This is a genomic window from Spirochaeta isovalerica, assembly GCF_014207565.1.
GTDB classification, from domain to species: domain Bacteria; phylum Spirochaetota; class Spirochaetia; order DSM-2461; family DSM-2461; genus Spirochaeta_F; species Spirochaeta_F isovalerica.
Genome location: NZ_JACHGJ010000004.1, coordinates 249,112 through 264,827 on the forward strand (window position 1 = coordinate 249,112; position 15,716 = coordinate 264,827).

17 protein-coding genes are annotated in these 15,716 nt (G+C 42.9%); 3 read left to right on the top strand and 14 right to left on the bottom strand.

The window, feature by feature from the left end; all coding sequences use genetic code 11:
• The first annotated feature begins 111 nt into the window (after positions 1–111).
• Positions 112–1,449 (top strand): FAD-dependent oxidoreductase, encoded by a 1,338-nt coding sequence (locus HNR50_RS12585; protein ID WP_184747127.1) that lies wholly within the window; start codon positions 112–114, stop codon positions 1,447–1,449.
• A 66-nt stretch (positions 1,450–1,515) separates the two neighbouring features.
• Here HNR50_RS12585 and HNR50_RS12590 read toward each other — a convergent pair whose 3' ends face one another.
• From HNR50_RS12590 to HNR50_RS12635, 10 genes are all read right to left on the bottom strand, one after another.
• Positions 1,516–2,370 (bottom strand): hypothetical protein, encoded by an 855-nt coding sequence (locus tag HNR50_RS12590; RefSeq protein WP_184747128.1) that lies wholly within the window; start codon positions 2,368–2,370, stop codon positions 1,516–1,518.
• 2 nt (positions 2,371–2,372) lie between these two features.
• Positions 2,373–3,278, bottom strand: coding sequence for a carbohydrate ABC transporter permease (locus HNR50_RS12595; RefSeq protein ID WP_184747129.1), 906 nt, complete (start codon positions 3,276–3,278; stop codon positions 2,373–2,375).
• A 13-nt stretch (positions 3,279–3,291) separates the two neighbouring features.
• The gene (locus HNR50_RS12600) at positions 3,292–4,128 is read right to left on the bottom strand and encodes a carbohydrate ABC transporter permease (RefSeq protein WP_184747130.1); all 837 of its coding nucleotides are present in this window, start codon (positions 4,126–4,128) and stop codon (positions 3,292–3,294) included.
• Positions 4,129–4,191: 63 nt separating this feature from the next.
• Positions 4,192–5,475, bottom strand: coding sequence for an ABC transporter substrate-binding protein (locus tag HNR50_RS12605; protein ID WP_184747131.1), 1,284 nt, complete (start codon positions 5,473–5,475; stop codon positions 4,192–4,194).
• Between the two features lie 358 nt (positions 5,476–5,833).
• Positions 5,834–6,625: a 2-oxo acid dehydrogenase subunit E2 gene (locus HNR50_RS12610; RefSeq protein ID WP_184747132.1), complete on the bottom strand. Its 792-nt coding sequence runs from the start codon at positions 6,623–6,625 to the stop codon at positions 5,834–5,836.
• A gap of 6 nt (positions 6,626–6,631) precedes the next feature.
• Positions 6,632–7,462, bottom strand: coding sequence for an MBL fold metallo-hydrolase (locus tag HNR50_RS12615; protein WP_184747133.1), 831 nt, complete (start codon positions 7,460–7,462; stop codon positions 6,632–6,634).
• Positions 7,459–8,601, bottom strand: coding sequence for a flagellin lysine-N-methylase (fliB, locus tag HNR50_RS12620; protein WP_184747134.1), 1,143 nt, complete (start codon positions 8,599–8,601; stop codon positions 7,459–7,461). Before fliB ends, HNR50_RS12615 begins: the two co-directional genes overlap by 4 nt.
• Before the next feature lie 109 nt (positions 8,602–8,710).
• The gene (locus HNR50_RS22840; protein WP_184747204.1) at positions 8,711–8,878 is read right to left on the bottom strand and encodes a DUF3024 domain-containing protein; all 168 of its coding nucleotides are present in this window, start codon (positions 8,876–8,878) and stop codon (positions 8,711–8,713) included.
• A 139-nt stretch (positions 8,879–9,017) separates the two neighbouring features.
• Positions 9,018–9,995, bottom strand: coding sequence for an SH3 domain-containing protein (locus tag HNR50_RS12630; RefSeq protein ID WP_184747135.1), 978 nt, complete (start codon positions 9,993–9,995; stop codon positions 9,018–9,020).
• A gap of 13 nt (positions 9,996–10,008) precedes the next feature.
• Positions 10,009–10,728 (bottom strand): RHS repeat-associated core domain-containing protein, encoded by a 720-nt coding sequence (locus HNR50_RS12635; RefSeq protein WP_246434002.1) that lies wholly within the window; start codon positions 10,726–10,728, stop codon positions 10,009–10,011.
• Positions 10,729–11,117: 389 nt separating this feature from the next.
• Here HNR50_RS12635 and HNR50_RS12640 point away from each other — a divergent pair, with 389 nt between their 5' ends.
• Both HNR50_RS12640 and HNR50_RS12645 read left to right on the top strand, forming a co-directional pair.
• Entirely contained in the window at positions 11,118–11,384 is a 267-nt protein-coding gene (locus HNR50_RS12640; protein WP_184747136.1) for a type II toxin-antitoxin system TacA family antitoxin, read from the top strand.
• 7 nt (positions 11,385–11,391) lie between these two features.
• A complete protein-coding gene (locus HNR50_RS12645) occupies positions 11,392–11,895 on the top strand; it encodes a GNAT family N-acetyltransferase (RefSeq protein ID WP_184747137.1) in 504 nt (167 codons plus the stop codon).
• A 168-nt stretch (positions 11,896–12,063) separates the two neighbouring features.
• Here HNR50_RS12645 and HNR50_RS12650 read toward each other — a convergent pair whose 3' ends face one another.
• From HNR50_RS12650 to HNR50_RS12665, 4 genes are read right to left on the bottom strand one after another with little or no spacing between them, the layout of a single operon-like run.
• The gene (locus HNR50_RS12650; protein ID WP_184747138.1) at positions 12,064–12,858 is read right to left on the bottom strand and encodes an NADase-type glycan-binding domain-containing protein; all 795 of its coding nucleotides are present in this window, start codon (positions 12,856–12,858) and stop codon (positions 12,064–12,066) included.
• Between the two features lie 18 nt (positions 12,859–12,876).
• Positions 12,877–13,728, bottom strand: a complete 852-nt coding sequence (locus tag HNR50_RS12655; RefSeq protein WP_184747139.1) for an RHS repeat-associated core domain-containing protein — start codon at positions 13,726–13,728, stop codon at positions 12,877–12,879.
• A gap of 36 nt (positions 13,729–13,764) precedes the next feature.
• A complete protein-coding gene (locus HNR50_RS12660; RefSeq protein WP_184747140.1) occupies positions 13,765–14,736 on the bottom strand; it encodes a tyrosine-type recombinase/integrase in 972 nt (323 codons plus the stop codon).
• Positions 14,733–15,650, bottom strand: coding sequence for a tyrosine-type recombinase/integrase (locus HNR50_RS12665; protein WP_184747141.1), 918 nt, complete (start codon positions 15,648–15,650; stop codon positions 14,733–14,735). The genes HNR50_RS12660 and HNR50_RS12665 overlap by 4 nt, the downstream gene beginning before the upstream one ends.
• Positions 15,651–15,716 lie beyond the last annotated feature (66 nt).

Consider the following 15,716-nt stretch of genomic DNA (forward strand, 5'->3'; position numbering starts at 1 on the left):
TATTATTAGCCAAGCCAACACTACCTGAATGTGTTCGGGAGTGCGGGCTGTAATTTGAACAAAGGGGAATACCCGGTTGCCGTATCGGGATTCCTTATTGGAGATATAAAAATGAAAATTGCTGTGATTGGTTGTACCCATGCCGGGACAGCGGCTATTGTAAACGCCGCAAAACTGTACCCCGATGCCGAAATAACTGTTTATGAAAGAAATAACAATATATCGTTTCTCTCCTGCGGGATAGCTCTTTATGTGGGAGGATTTGTCGAAGACCCGAACGGACTTTTCTACAGCTCTCCGGAAAAACTCGTTGAGCTCGGAGTCGATACGAAAATGGAACACGAAGTTCTCGGGGCCGACCTGGACAGAAGAACCCTCCTTATCAGAGATATAAAAGGAAACAAAGAGTTTGAAGATACATATGACAAACTGATTATTACAACCGGTTCATGGCCCCTGACTCCCCCGATAAAGGGAATCGACCTGGAGAATATCGTTCTTTCCAAAAATTTCGATCACTCCAATGTGATTATAGAGAAATCCGATAAGGCGGAGAGGATTGTCGTTATTGGAGCCGGTTATATCGGTGTCGAACTTGTAGAAGCTTTCCGCCACAAAGGTAAGGAAGTGACTTTAATAGATGCGGAGGAGAGAATCCTCAGCAAGTACCTCGACAAGGACAATACCGATGCGGCGGAAGCGGCTCTCAAGGCTGAAGGGATCAATCTGGCCCTGAATCAGACGGTTCAGTCCTTTGAAGGAACAGAGGGCAAAGTGAGCAAAGTCATAACCGACAAAGGGGAATACGAAACCGATCTGGTCATTCTCTGTATCGGCTTCCGTCCCAATACGGGCCTGTTCAAGGATCAGGTAGAAATGCTCGGCAACGGCGCCATTGTCGTAGACCGCTATATGAGAACCAGCCGGGAGGATGTTTTTGCTGCAGGAGACAGCTGTGCCGTTATCTTCAATCCCACAGACAGTTCACGGTATATTCCTCTGGCGACCAACGCGGTGAGGATGGGAACTCTCGTGGCAAAGAATCTGATGGAACCTCAAGTCCGCTATATGGGAACCCAGGGTACTTCGGGGATAAAAATTTACGATCTGAATATTGCCTCTACGGGACTGACCGCCGCCGCGGCTGAAAGTGAAGGTCTGATCGTCGATTCGGTAACGATCGAGGAAAACCACAGACCCGAGTTTATGCCGGATTTTGAAAAAGTAAGGCTGACTCTCGTATTTGAAAAAGAGAGCCAGCGGATTGTCGGCGCACAGCTCAGGTCAAAAATCGATCTGACACAGTCCATCAACACCATATCAGTTGCCATTCAGAATCACATGACGCTGCCCGAACTGGCGCTGACGGACTTCTTCTTCCAGCCCCACTACAACAAGCCCTGGAATTTTATCAACCAGGCTGCTCTGGCAGGGATGGATAAAGTCTGAATTTGAAAATTGCGGTTCCTGCTCATGAATGCGGAGCGGGAACCGCTTTTCAGAATCCAGTCTCCGCTAAAAGATCCTCTGCAAGGTGAAATCCACCCAGAAAAAACCGTATTGCTGCTTTAAATCTTCAGTCAGCAGACGGCTCAGATCTTCTACTGGATCTTCGAGAGTGCTCCACAGCTCACGGTCCGCTTCGTATCCCGTCTGTATAAAAATCATATTGGGATAAAAAATGTCCCCCCAGACCCGGAACTCCTCTTTCATGGCGTTGAGAGAGGAAAACTCCTGAGAATCATTGACGAAAATTATATCGCCCCGGAACTGCGGCGGCATCCAGCGGGCATCCCAGTGCTTGAGAAAAAGCCGGTAATCATCATTATAGGATCTGACGAGAGATTCCCACTTCTGCGCTGTCTGATCATCAGCCCTGGAACCCCATCCGTCGGTACCTTTAATTCTGTACCACTCCAGATCCACGCCGAAACCGACCACCGAAGGATGATCTCCGTACTTATCGAGAACCAGACGTATAAGATCTTCGATATCGCCGTCACCCGGCTCAACCTGAAGAAAAACCTCAATCCCCTTTCTGTCAAAAAGATCGAGAAACACTTCATTTTCATCATAAGTGGAAAAAAGGACATTCTCAGACAGCGCTTCATCTCCCGGGAAATTCAGTCGGCAGAGAGACTCTCCCTTATCGCTGACAATCTCTCCGACAATCCAGATAAGCGCCGGAGAAACCGCATCTGTATCCTTGGCAATGCTTTTAACCATGGAGCTCCATTCTTCTGGATCGGGAAAAGGCCTTATTCCGTAACGGGAAGACCGGGCCCCGCCGTAGACCATTTGACTGTCGGAACCGGCGCAGGAAACCAGAATAAGAATTAACGATAAGAGCAGTATAAATCGGCTTGTCATTTCTACTCCTTGGTATAATCCAGTCTGTCAGAGATGTATTTATTTGTGAAGGTCAAAATGAGAATCACAAAGAACATCAGCCAGGAAACAGCTGCAGCCCGACCGAAACGGGCCATTCTGAAACCGAGAGTCATAAAGAGAAGAGTCGTTGTCAGCCCCGAATTCTGAACACCGCCGAACTGTCTGTAATCTCCGCACAGCATATAGGGTTCCGCAAAGAGCTGCATACCGAAAATGAGACTCATGGAAACAGAAAAGAAGATGATGGGAATCATAAGAGGAACGGTAACTCTCAGGTGTTGGGAGAATTCCGATGCTCCATCGATCCGCGCCGCTTCATAGAGCTCCGGAGGAATGCCCTGAAGTCCCGCCATATAAATAATGGTGTAATAACCGATAAACCGCCAATTGAGAATGATCGAAATAGAAGCCTTGATGGCAACAGGATCTCTGAGCCACTGAATCGGCTCAAACCCGAGGTTGTTTACGATAAAGTTAAGCGGACCCGAACCGGTGGGATTGTATAGCTGCTGAAAAATGATGGCGACAGAAACCGCACTGGTGATATAAGGGAGAAAGTAGACCGTCTTGAAGAAATCCCGCCCCCTGACAAACTGTCTGTTAAGAAATATGGCCAGTGGCAGAGAGATCAAGTGTTGAAGAAGAGAACCCGTGACCAGTAGAATCAGGGTATTTTTCAGGGAGATCCAGAAGAGCGGATCCCGTTCGGCACCGAAAAAGCGGCTGTAGTTTCTCAATCCCATAAACTGGACAGCACCGGTGTTCCCCCATTTAAAAAAGGAGATATAGGCGGAATAGCCGATCGGATAGACTCCGAAAATGAGAAAAAGGATAAAAAAAGGCAGGATATAGAGATATGGTGTAATTTTCATGGAATTCAGTTTCATAATTTGTCTCCTGTCAGCCTTTAATGCTTCCTGCGGTGAGGTTGGAAATCATCCTCTTTGAAAAGAAGATGAGTACGAGGGTCAGCGGCATAACGGCGATGGCGTTTCCAACCATCATAGCCCCTGTACCTCCACCGGAACGGCTTCTGATCGATGCCAGAATAATGGGCAATGTGGTGATCTCCGTTTTTCTGAGAAGAATGAGGGGCATGAGAAAGTCGTTCCAGGCTCCCAGAAAAGTGAGCATTCCCAGTATGGAAAGCCCCGCTTTAGCGAGAGGAAAGACGATTGTCAGGAGAATGCGGAATTCTCCCATGCCGTCGATTCGGGCCGCATTGAGCAGATCCACGGGAACCGATGTTTTAATGAACTGGGTCATGAGAAAGATTCCGAAAACATTAGCCATTCCCGGAACGATCAGGGGATACCAGGTATTCATCCACCCCAGTTTGATAACGATCTGGAAAAAAGGGATAATGTTGAGCGAAGCGGGAATCATAAAAGTGACCAGAATGATTTTAAAAAAAAGCTCCTTGCCTTTGAAACGGTAGAGGGCAAAAGCCGCTCCGCCCATGGTACAGAAAAAAAGCACAGAAACTGTAGCCAGACTCGAAATGAGAATACTATTGATAAAATTCCGCCAGAATGAGGGAACTTCATTGAAAAGGTGTGCCCAGTTCTGCGCCAGTCCGTCTCCAAAAAAGATATGGGGCGGGATAGTAAACATATTGGAATCGGGCCAGCTCGCCATTACAAAAATATAGTAGAAGGGAAAAATAAATATAAAGGCGAAAAGGAAAAGGAAGAAATAGGTAAAAACTTTTCCTGTCAGCCCTTTAAATGGGTTCATAAAATATCCTTTGGTGAATATGAGAGAAAAGGGGGCCGAGAGAGCCCCCTTTCAGAGAAAGAATCAGTCCATGCTGGCTTTCAGATTGTCGACAACATACTGATAGGCTTCTTCAGGTGTGTATTCTCCGGCAACGACTCCGTTGACGGCACTCTGCCAGAAACCTCTGGCCATCTGGTCATATTCTCCTGATGAAACGGCGGGAATGTGCTTTGCGACATCGGCATAGATAAGTTTAACTTCCTGGCCTCCGAAGTATTCATCTCCGCCGGCCATGCGGGGATCATCGAAGCAGGATACGAGGGCCGGGAAAGATCCGATCATATCCAAAGTGGACATCTGGGCATCCTGATTAGTACAAATATACTTGAGTATATCGTAGGCAAGTGGTTTCTTTTCTTCATTGACGCTTTCGGGAATTCCCATAAATGAACCGCCCATATTGATATAGGAACCGCCGGGAATGTATCCGACTCTCCACTCCCCTACCTGGTCGGAAGCCATCCAGCCTTTAAGAGCTCCGGCGAACCAGGCACCCATAAGAGATGTGGCAAAACTTCCGCTTGAGTACCCGGCTTCCCATGGCTCGGTCCAGGCCTCGTAGTCGGCGTGAATTCCCATTTCATCCATTTTGGCAACCATTCCGAGAATATTTGTAAACTTTTCTTTCGGCTGAAGAAGCTGTCCCTTATCGTCGATCCAGCAGCCGATACCGTTATTGATGGAAACGAGGGCCAGTTCCTGAGCGGAGGAAAGCATCCACTGATCAGCGGAACCATCGTTGTCCGTATCTTTTGTCACAACCGAACCGGCTTCCAGATACTCATCCCAGGAAGCCATTCTGTCAAAATCATAACCGCTTTTTTCAGCCATTTCTTTTCTATAAAACATTACCGCAGGAGCGATATCGACAGGAAGCGCGATAAGGGCGTTATCTTCCGTTCTGGCGTTGGCCGCCGCAAAAGGAGCCAGTTTTTTGACATCGGCTTCACCTGTATAAGGAGCCTGGGAGAGATCGGTAAATCCCCCGCCTGTTACAAACTGCCCGATAAAACCTTCATCGATGACCTCGATATCATTGGCACCGGCACCAGCGGCGATTACGGAGACCAGTCTTTCATGATGTCCATCCCAGTCCATTTTTGACAATTTAACAGTGACATCGGGAAATTTGGCTTTAAAATCGTCTGAAGCGATAATAGCTCCGTAAGCATCTTCGAGTTCATCAAACACCCCGATGGTGATGACATTGGGATTTTCAGCATCTCCCTGCTGGCCATTGGCCATGAGGAAACTGAGAGGCAGGAACATGAATATCAGTACTGCCGGAATAAAACTTTTTTTCATTGTAACAACTCCTTTGTTTTTTCATTTTTACGTGAAAACAAAAAGGTAAAAAAAATCAGAAAGGAGAATTACAATGACCTGTCCTGACTTAATCACTTTCATTTTCACGTAAAAACAAATACAGAATAGCGTCATTCGATAATTTTGGCAAGAATTAATTTCATCTGTTTTAGATTTATCAAAGCAATGGAAAAAAATATAAGGAAAGAGCTAATGGAACAAAGAGCATAAACCGAGCCCCGAGAACTATAAGAAAAACCTGTAGAAAAAGCTATTCGGCAAGATACATATCCCGGGACCGGGACTCGATGAACTCTGAAACAGTGGCAGGTTTTTAAATGTTTCAATGATGTGTGCTTTAATCATTTTCATTTTCTCCGGTTTTCAATAAATTGCCGCTCATAATCTCCCGGCTGAGAGCTTCCATAAAACGGGCAGCCGGTGCTCCGTCAATAATATCATGATCAAATGATACGGTCAGGCACTGGTGAATGCGGGATTGAAAACCTTCGGGAGTCTCAATGACACGATTGATTCTACTGCCCACGGTGAGCAGGACAGTAGCCGAACCATGGGGAATAAACCACACAGGCTCCCGGCAGAACATGCCGACAGAAGTGATGGCCAGTTTTCCGTACTTGGCGCCCATGGCTTTGTTTCTGTCAGCCATAGAGACGAATATCTTAAGCAGGAATCCGGGAATGTATTTTATCAGTTTCATATTCCCGAGACTTCCGAAGTCCTCATCGACCCGTTTCTGAGCCTCACGGATTTCCTTATGAATATCCCCGATTCCTTTTTCCTGACAGGTTTTTAGGGCAAGAGGTTCGGGTACATACTCCTCCCCGATCTTCCTCTCCATAAGCACACTGATATTTACGTCCTTGAGAAGAACCAGCCTACGTCCGGATATGAAGGAATTAAAACGGGGGAATTGTTCGATTGTTTTTGCAAGACAGGACACGAGATATGCCGTAAAAGACAGCTTTTCCTTCCCGTTTTCTCGGATCTGTCTGATCAAAGACAAGGGGATTGAAATATCCACTTCGGTCATGCTGTGAATGGTGTTTTTTTTCGCCGTTATGGCAGCCGATGCTCGAACCATTTTCCTGAGGAAACTGAGTGTCTCCTGTGTGTATTCCTTTCCCATAAGCTACTAAAACTCCAGTTTCAAACCGACACCGGCCTCTTCAATAGAGACAACTGATGATAATTCTATCTTTGACTTCAAATCAGTACAGTGACAGGGGTGCATAGTTTCGATATCTGAATCTTTCAGATACTTCTTTGTCTGATCCATCGTGCTCAAATCAGGATTCTGAAGATGAAATCCGCCGATGACATCTCTGATTTTTTTCTCATGGCAGACCTCTTTTGCATACTCTATGATATTGCAGATTCCCGAGTGGGAGCACCCTGTCAGAATAACCAGCCCTTCACGACTTTTATAGACAAGAGCCGAGTCATCGGGAATCGAATCACCAAGATCCTGATTTTCCTTAAAACCGATTGTATGCAACCCCTCAAAGGTATTTCTCCGGGGGATTTCTCCGAGGAAAACGATCCTGTCATTTATCCAGTAAGGCTCTTTAAAAAATTGCAGTTTGAAAAATTTCCTCAGCTTATCCTCTGATATGAGAGAGCCGATATCGTAATAGCCCTCGAGGTTGATATCCGTGAAAACCAGGGGATGAGCTATGAGAACGGGCTGTTTTAATTGATGACCTTCAAAAGCCTGTTCCGCATAAAAGCGAATGAGGGGATCAAGCCCCCAGGTGTGATCGAGATGCCCGTGAGATAGCACAATGTAATCGGTTCGGGAAATATCGATTCCCATCTTTCCGGCATTATCCATAAAGATGCGGGAATACCCGACATCAAAAAGAATAGAGGTGTCCTCATCTTCCAGATAAACGGAAAACCCCGGCTCTCCGAGAAAGTATCTATCAATGAGTGTATTGTTATCGGTCAGTATGGACAGCTTCATAGTATTACCCCGGAAAGGAATGACATGGAATCAAATCCCTTTCTTTTAATCTCCTGCAGAATATTATAGCTGAAAGATTTGTGATGATTGATGATTTTTGTGTGAACCTGAATCATAGACACAACATCCTCAAAGGTTATTTCACCATTTTTAGCGGCAATTCCCGTGAGATAGAAGAGAATCAGCGTATAGCGGAGAATCAGCATGACATAGCCGTCGAATGAATTTTCATTAACGGAAAAGGGGAAATTCTCCTGAAAAATCATATTGACCAGAAAATGCTCAAAAAGATGGGAATTTTTATCAATAAAAGGTCTTAGCACTCTCTCTACAGTTGCGAGAAATTCGTTAAGAGATGATTCGGGAAATGAATCCAGAACAAGATGTGTGTACCGGGTAAAAACAAGGCTGTCGTCTTCTCCAATCAACCCCAGAGACTCTATTGTGTATATCAGCAGATCCAGGTGATTGGCTGAAAAGGAGGGTTCACTCACAGAGGAGGCTTCTTTCCCGGAAAGCTTTTCCATTTCCAAACCGAGCTTTATCAATCTATTTCCCAAAGAAAGAGTCCGGTCCTGCATAATTTCGATTGAACGGAATCTTAACTCGGCTAGATTTCTAATGGGTGAGTTTTTCCAGGTTTTGTCTGTTGTACAGATTTCACTATTGATTATGAATCGTTTTACGTTGAACTCACTTTCTATAAACTCTATGGGCTCATTGTACGCCAGAAGCTTTCTTACCGCTTCAGGACAGGACATATAAAAAGAGAGCTCGCAAATTCCGTTAAGAATATTGTAATTACGGGGAAAGGTGTAACAGACATTGGAAAGTGAATCTTCACCAATGGAACTCTGGATTTTACAGAGCTTCTTATTATCGAGAAAAGGACACCACCGGTTCTCTCTGATAGCGATTTTCCCGTAGTCGACCTCTTTGCTGTAGCTTGATTTATTCCGGTAGACATTTTCTGATATCAAAGGCTTCAAGTCAGGATTCTTCGATTTTCTGTAGTCTTTGTATGTTTGTTTGTCTATTTCGATATCCCATCCTATGCAGCAGCTATCTTCGCAGGTTCCGCCTATGCATTTGAAGTCTGAGATATAAGATGGCGATATCAATTTTAAGGGGTCTTTCATTTCGAGCTCCGTGGTATCGGGATGAATATATTGTAATGCAAAATAGTGAGGTTGTCTTTGGAGCTGAGATGATAGACTGATGATTAACCGGGGTTCTTCTCAGTAATGTTTATCCCCTAAAACAGAAATGGGTATCCTCATCTAGAACACGAAGAAACTCATCCAGTGATTTGACAACCGGAACCGGATCATAGGATATCCATTTCATGTTGGATCGCTGCCAGAAGATCTTCCAGGAATCCGATTTTCTCTCATAGGTTGACTTGGCAATCGGGATTTCCCTGTGAGGAAGTTCCGTTCCGGCCGGGCGTGGCCGTCACCGACAGAGAAGTGAAAAGATCCTCAGAATGAGCTTACTATAACGTAAATTCTGTCGAAGACCGAAGCCATGACGGCGGGGGGATGGACCTGCCGGATTATTGCAAATCTATAAAATGTCCATATGCCCAGCCTTCTAGACCATCCTCGGTTCTTATTTTATACCAAACAGAATTCATTTCACCGATCTGCATTGGTTCTTCTGTATGATCAAGAATTCGGACCTTTTGGTTTTTATCAAGATATCCTATTTGTTCACCATTTAGATTCGGTTGAGTTCTGATACGAACTCTGTAGTTGTTTAGGATACCATATGAAAAATTATTCTGTTTACTTGAGCTTTGTCCCAATCCGACTTTTATAGAATCAAAAATCAGATTCCATCCACAAAAGTATTTTGAGTACTCGGGAATATTTTTTAATACACCTTCAGAAATTTCATTATAGAAATCATATTCAAAACTCTTGGTATACCAATAACCTTGTCTTTCTTCAAAAAAACTAGGATTTGCAACAGGAATCTTATACAAAGGATCATTAAAACTATAAAAAAGACGATATAGTTTTTCATTTTTGATAAAGATTATTTCAAAATCAAAATCAGAAGGATAGAAACTGTTCTCCTTTGAATATCGAAAAATTATTTCTCCAATTGTATTTCCATCTAGAGTAAACTTCTCATATTCAAAGTATTGACTACCATATTCGGCTGAGAAAGTCTTATATTTTCCAGGAGTTTCCAAATAGGAATATATCACAGAATCACTTACTGAGTTACTTCTAATCAATGACTCAAAATCAGGATTAAAAACTCTATCAGGAAAATCATCAATTATTGAACTGATATTAAAAGCTTCAATTCTATAGACATACATGTTTTCACTTTCAAATTTTTTAACCATTTCAGATTTAAGCTGTCTTTCTGACTTAGTTCCCATAACTCTAATATCATGATATTTTACAGCAAAATCAGGGATATCTATCAGAAAGGGGAGTTCATCAGGACTGATTGATTCTGAATAGAACATCGAATTTATCAAGCATATAAAAAGCAGTATAATAATTTTATTTTTCATATATAATAAACCCTTAATATTTAAAATTTAAGATTCTGTATTCACCTAATCCTTTAGTAGCAAGAGGGAGTTGCGTGGCATCTATTATAGAATTGTCCCACACGTCATTTGCTAATAAGCCTCCAGGCAATTCATTTACAAAATGATTTACTTTCCCAGAACCTGTCTTATCCCATGCAAGAATTGTATGAAATCCTTTATCACTGAAAGACCACTCCCCATAAAGATTTAAAGTTCCCCACATTGCATTAGCGGCTCCACTCCAATCTTTAACATAGGCATCTTTGCCATCGATCATTCCTGCATCTATTGCTGCTCCCATCATAGTTTCAGCTTTGTCTAGAGAAAGAGCATCTCCAGTTATAGAAGTATACTCCGTTGACAGTTCATTCAATAAAGAAGTAGCAGCACATGCTGTTTTTTCATCAAACTCCCATCCAAGCTTTTGCCCTGTTGGATCAGTAAAGTCTAGTTGACTGAAATATTTTGAATCGGTCATTTCAGTTTCTGTAACAATTTCGCCGTCATATTCTCCGACAACAGAAACCAATCCACTAGGATCTTTGAACTTCAACGGATTATTACCAACATAGGAATAAGGATACATAGATTCAAAAAGATTAAAACCACTGCGAAGATTTCCTTTATCATCCATAGGACTCACTAATGTGAAGATTGCCGGATCCGCACTCATCCACTTGCTCGTCATTGGATTCTGATACCTCGCACTCATGTAATACAGCCCGGTCTCCTCATCCCACTCCTTGCCGGTAAAGCGATAAGTCTCTCTCTGGAGGCCATCAAAGCCACTTAGAGCATACTTTTTTCTTTAGAAATTAAACGATTAAGCTATCACTTTTCACAGTCTAACCCCATAGAATGAGCTTTTCAATCATTTCTTTGCGTACTTCGTCACATGCTCCGCTCTGTCATGAAGATTCTGTCTCAATGCTTTCAGGCTTTTTATATACTCCAAGTCTTCGATAATTTATCTATCGAAATAGCGACTTACAACTGGTTTAAGCAAGTAATTGAAATAAAACATCCTTTGGAGAAGTACTTTCAATATAATTGTATGTACATTTACCGTACAAAGAGTTATATTATTCATAGGAGGAAGATATGGTTAACACAAAAGCCAGCCGAATTGAAATTAGAGCTAACGAAGAGGCCAAAAATCTAATCGAAAAAGCGGCGAGCATCACCGGAAAAACAATTTCTGCGTACATGCTCAACAATGCTCTGGCTTCTGCCAAGAAAGATATTGAGCAGATGGAATCCATTTCCTTGGGGAATAAAGACAGAGACATGTTCTATTCTCTGATATCTAATCCTCCTGCACCTAACGAAGCTCTTAAAAAGCTATTCAACTCCGATTCAACGCAGTAGTGGTTTCATGGATATAGAAATCATACCGATCTCAAAACACATAAAGATTAAGGATTTCGATTGCGGGATAGAAGATCTAAACCGCTATCTCCGGCAATTTGCCATTCCCAACGACAGGAAGAATATCGGCAAGTCTTTTGTCGCTGTTGATAAATCGGATCAGACCAAACCAGTCGGATATTACACGGTCAGCATGGCTCAGATCCTGTTCAACGAACTGCCGGATTCGATAAGGAAAGGTCTTCCCAGATACCCGATTCCCGCTATGAGAATCGGAAAACTGGCAATTGATTTGAAATCCCAAGGTCATTATATCGGGGCGAAACTTCTGAAAGACGCACTTTTAAGAGCTGTAAATATCTCTTCTCAAGTTGCCCTTCATTTTATCGTTGTTGATGCTATCGATGAAAATGCAAAGGCATTTTACCTCAAATATGGATTCACGGCATTTGAAGAGCCCCCACTGACATTGGTCATATCACTGAAGACGGTTAAAGCGGCTATTTCTTGAAAAAGTAACCATGATCAAACCTGCACCGCTCGCAGTATCTGGTTCAGCGTTCTTGTTATGAAAAATCCATTTCCGTGTAAAATACTATGAAAGAACATAAGATGGCAGCTGAACCTGACAGCGCCCGGAATACCGGACTCTGCAGGTTAACTATTTCCTTATGTATTTCTAAAATTTTATTTCATAATAATCTGGATGCATATTTGCATACAGTCCATTTATTGCTAAATCAGAGTATTTACTACCTGGATAAGAACTGAGAATCGTTAAAATAAAACTGTTTGATTTCTCTGGTAAATATACGATTTGTTCATTTGGAGAATCTTCAAGTGTAAAATTGTATATCTCTCCACTATCTATTTGTATTGAAAAATCCTTTAGCCGAGCATTTTTATAGAATAAATCAATATTTCTTGGTTCAATGAATCCGTTATAGAAAATCAGACTACTTGTTCTACTTTTATTCTTGAGTGAAAAAGAAAGTGTCTCCCCAATTCCATCACCACGAGCTCCTTCAACCCAACCAGTTCTAATATCCCAATCAAGTAATCGACTTGGATCATACTGTATCTCAATATTTTTTAACTCTTCAACAAAAAAGCTCGATGACTCAAAAGCACCAAACCGTTTATATATACCCTCTGTTGGAGCACGATCATCTTGATTTCGTCTGGCACCATGAAAAATAGAACCATCTTTTCCAAGTAAATAGATCCAGTAATCAGATTTAAACACAACGAAAGATTTATCAAGAACTTCATAAAACGTAAAATCTCGATATTTATTTATGTGGTAATTACCTTCTATTTCAAAATAATTATAATCATCATCGTATCCTGAAATTTGAATGTTTGAATCGTTTAACTCAATTGTAGTATCAGGAAACAATTCATAAACTTCATTCATTTGACTAAAAACAGGATGACAAAGCACAACTAATAACACATATTGAAAAATCTTCATATTTCTCCTCTGACTTCTTTACTCACCTACAATTTCTATTTCTTGATTTAGCTGTACAGGAATGACTGTTCCATCATCAATACCTTGCTCTTGGAAAAAATTAAGCAAGTTGTCAAAATCCTCTTGAGTTGCGGGAATTACACAGCCACCGCTAAATGGTTTCCCATCATGACCTAACCACCGGGCAGTTGACATTTCATTACCATTCTCATCAAGTTCATGTCCATTCGGTCCAATTATTATGCCACTCAATGTTTCTGCATTAGCTATTAGTAATACTGGATTATCAGAAATTGAACTTTCGCTGTATGCTTTAAAATCAAAATCTGTTACAACAGTATTTCCTATTGGGTACTTACTATGATTCGCTACTGATTGAACATTTATAGTTAAAGAATCTCCAGTATACCCATTTGTAATTGTAAAGGTATCAATTCCCCTGAATTCTGGAAAACTTCTTGAACCCCATGAATTACCATCCCGATTTAATACTCCAGTAAATTGAGGAGGAATTGTATCATGATTTAATGAATGAGACTCTATTTCTCTATTTCCTGTGGGGTCTAAAAACCTTACTGGGTTATTGGAGACATAAGAATACCAATTCATAGATTCAATCAAACTGAATCCGCTTCTCAGTTCCATTTTTCCTTGATTATTTCTTTGCATTGGGGTGATTAATTGTGCCCCACTTGGATCCGCACTAATCCATCTCGACGTCATCGGATTCTGATACCGCGCACTCATGTAATAAAGCCGGGTCTCCTCATCCCACTCCTTGCCGGTAAACTGTAAAGTCTCCCCCGGAGAGGCCTGAACACCACCTAGAGCATATCTTTTTCTGTTGGAATTAAACGTTTTGGCGGTCACTTTTCACAGTGTAACCGCACAAAGAGGCCTTTTCAATCATTTCTTTACGTACCTGGCCACATGCTCGGCTCTGTCATGAAACTTTTCTCTTAAGGCTTTTAGCTGTTTTCTGTACTCCCGGTCAATCTCCCTGTAGTAGCCGTTTTCCCTCGGGTGATACATCCTGTAGGCCCGTCTCTGGCTCTCCTCCGTCGGATGGGTGTAGCGTACCGTCGTTTCCATGCTGTTGTGGCCAAGAAGTTCGGAGACATAGCGAACATCAGCACCGGCTTCCAGCAGATGGGTCGCCGTGCTGTGGCGGATCGAGTGGATCGATAACCCCGGCTTTCTGATTCCTGATTCAAAGAGGTACTTTCTAAAACGTAATGACATGCAGTGGTAGGTCAGATGCCCGCCAGAAAGTCCGGGAAAGATGTAGTCGTTTTGAGACGAGGTTGTTCTTTGTTTCCATTTGCTCAGGAAGAAGGCAGCAGAACTGCAGAAAGGCACATAACGGTCATAACCGCCCTTGCCCTGCTCCACTTTAAGTTTTCTTGAATCGATGAATACATGTTTCCATTTGAGGCTCAAGGCCTCCGAGCAGCGGAGTCCAGAAGAATAGAGGAGTTCAAAGAATGTCCTGTCCCTCAGGTGTGAACCAACGGTGTCGAGGAAATATTCCATCTCACAGGTAGAAAAAATCGGCTTCTCCCGGCTTGTTGATTTTACTTCCGGGATAAGCTCCGCCACAGGAGAGAGAATCAGATCATTTTTGTAAAGCCAGGTGAAGAACTGACGGACACTGCTCACATACTGGGCGATTGTGCCTTCTGTAAGTTCCTTCTCTTTCAGGAAAGAAATGTAACGGTTAAAGTTCTTTTCTCCAATTTCCCGTAGATCAGAAGGACTGTCAGAAAGTGAAGAGAGAAAATAAAGAACATGGTTCAGCTTTCGCCTCACCGTTCTTTTCTTCAAGCCTTTTCCGGCAAGGTAATGCTCGTAATCGGTCCGGCATTCAGAGAAGGTCATGACTTGTGACCTCCTCTTGGATGGTACTGATCAAGAATGTTCCGCAGGGCCTCAGTGTCCACTTTCGTGTAAACTCCTGTCGTACTTAATCGGCGGTGCCCCAGAAACTTCTGGATCTTCCGGATGTCGCAACCTGCTTTCAGCATGTGGTAGCCGAAGGAATGGCGGAAAATATGGGAAGTAACCTTCTCCCTTCCCATTTCCCTGCAGACCTCTTCCAGTACGCCGTTGAGCCATTTCTTCAGGTTGGTAGAAGCGCCAAAGAGAAGATTGCTTTCTTCTGCTCTCCACAAAACCCTGTCTCTAAATTCCTCTATGTAAACGGTCAGATTCTCTTTCACATAATCATTGAGGTAGGCAGTTCTCTCACTGTTTGTCTTAATGTCATGAACCAGAACGGTTCCACCAGAGAGATCGATGTCTTCCAGCCTGACCGCCGCCGCTTCGGATATCCTCATCCCCGTCGAATAGAGCAGTTCACACAATAGGTGGGCTTTGTAATACCTCTTGTAATCCCGAAGGTTCTTTCCTCTGGTAAAGTCGGCAAGAAACATAAGAAGTTCATCCATTTCCTTCTCGTCGGGAATGTTTCCCGGCAACTTGGAAGGAGCCTTGATCCGTTCGATCAGCCGGAAGGGATTAACCGAAACCAGCCTTCTTTTTTTCATGTAGTCCCAGAATGCAGAAAGAGGACCGATAATGCTTAAGATAGAGGCATGGGAATATCGATTCTCCTGTCCAGTCATCCAGCTTTGAAAGTTCTGGGCTTCCCGGTAGTCCAGGGACAGGAAGTCTGAACCGTTAAGATACTCGGTGAGGATGTTGAAGGAGTGGCGGAAGCCTTTGGTCTTCTTGCCGGAGGCCAATAGATGGGAATAATAAGCTTTAACAAGGTTTTTATCTTCTTTTTTCATACCCTCTCTCCCTGAAAATCACGACCCACTCAATCCTGAAAAAGTCAAATCATTGCCAGCTAAGGA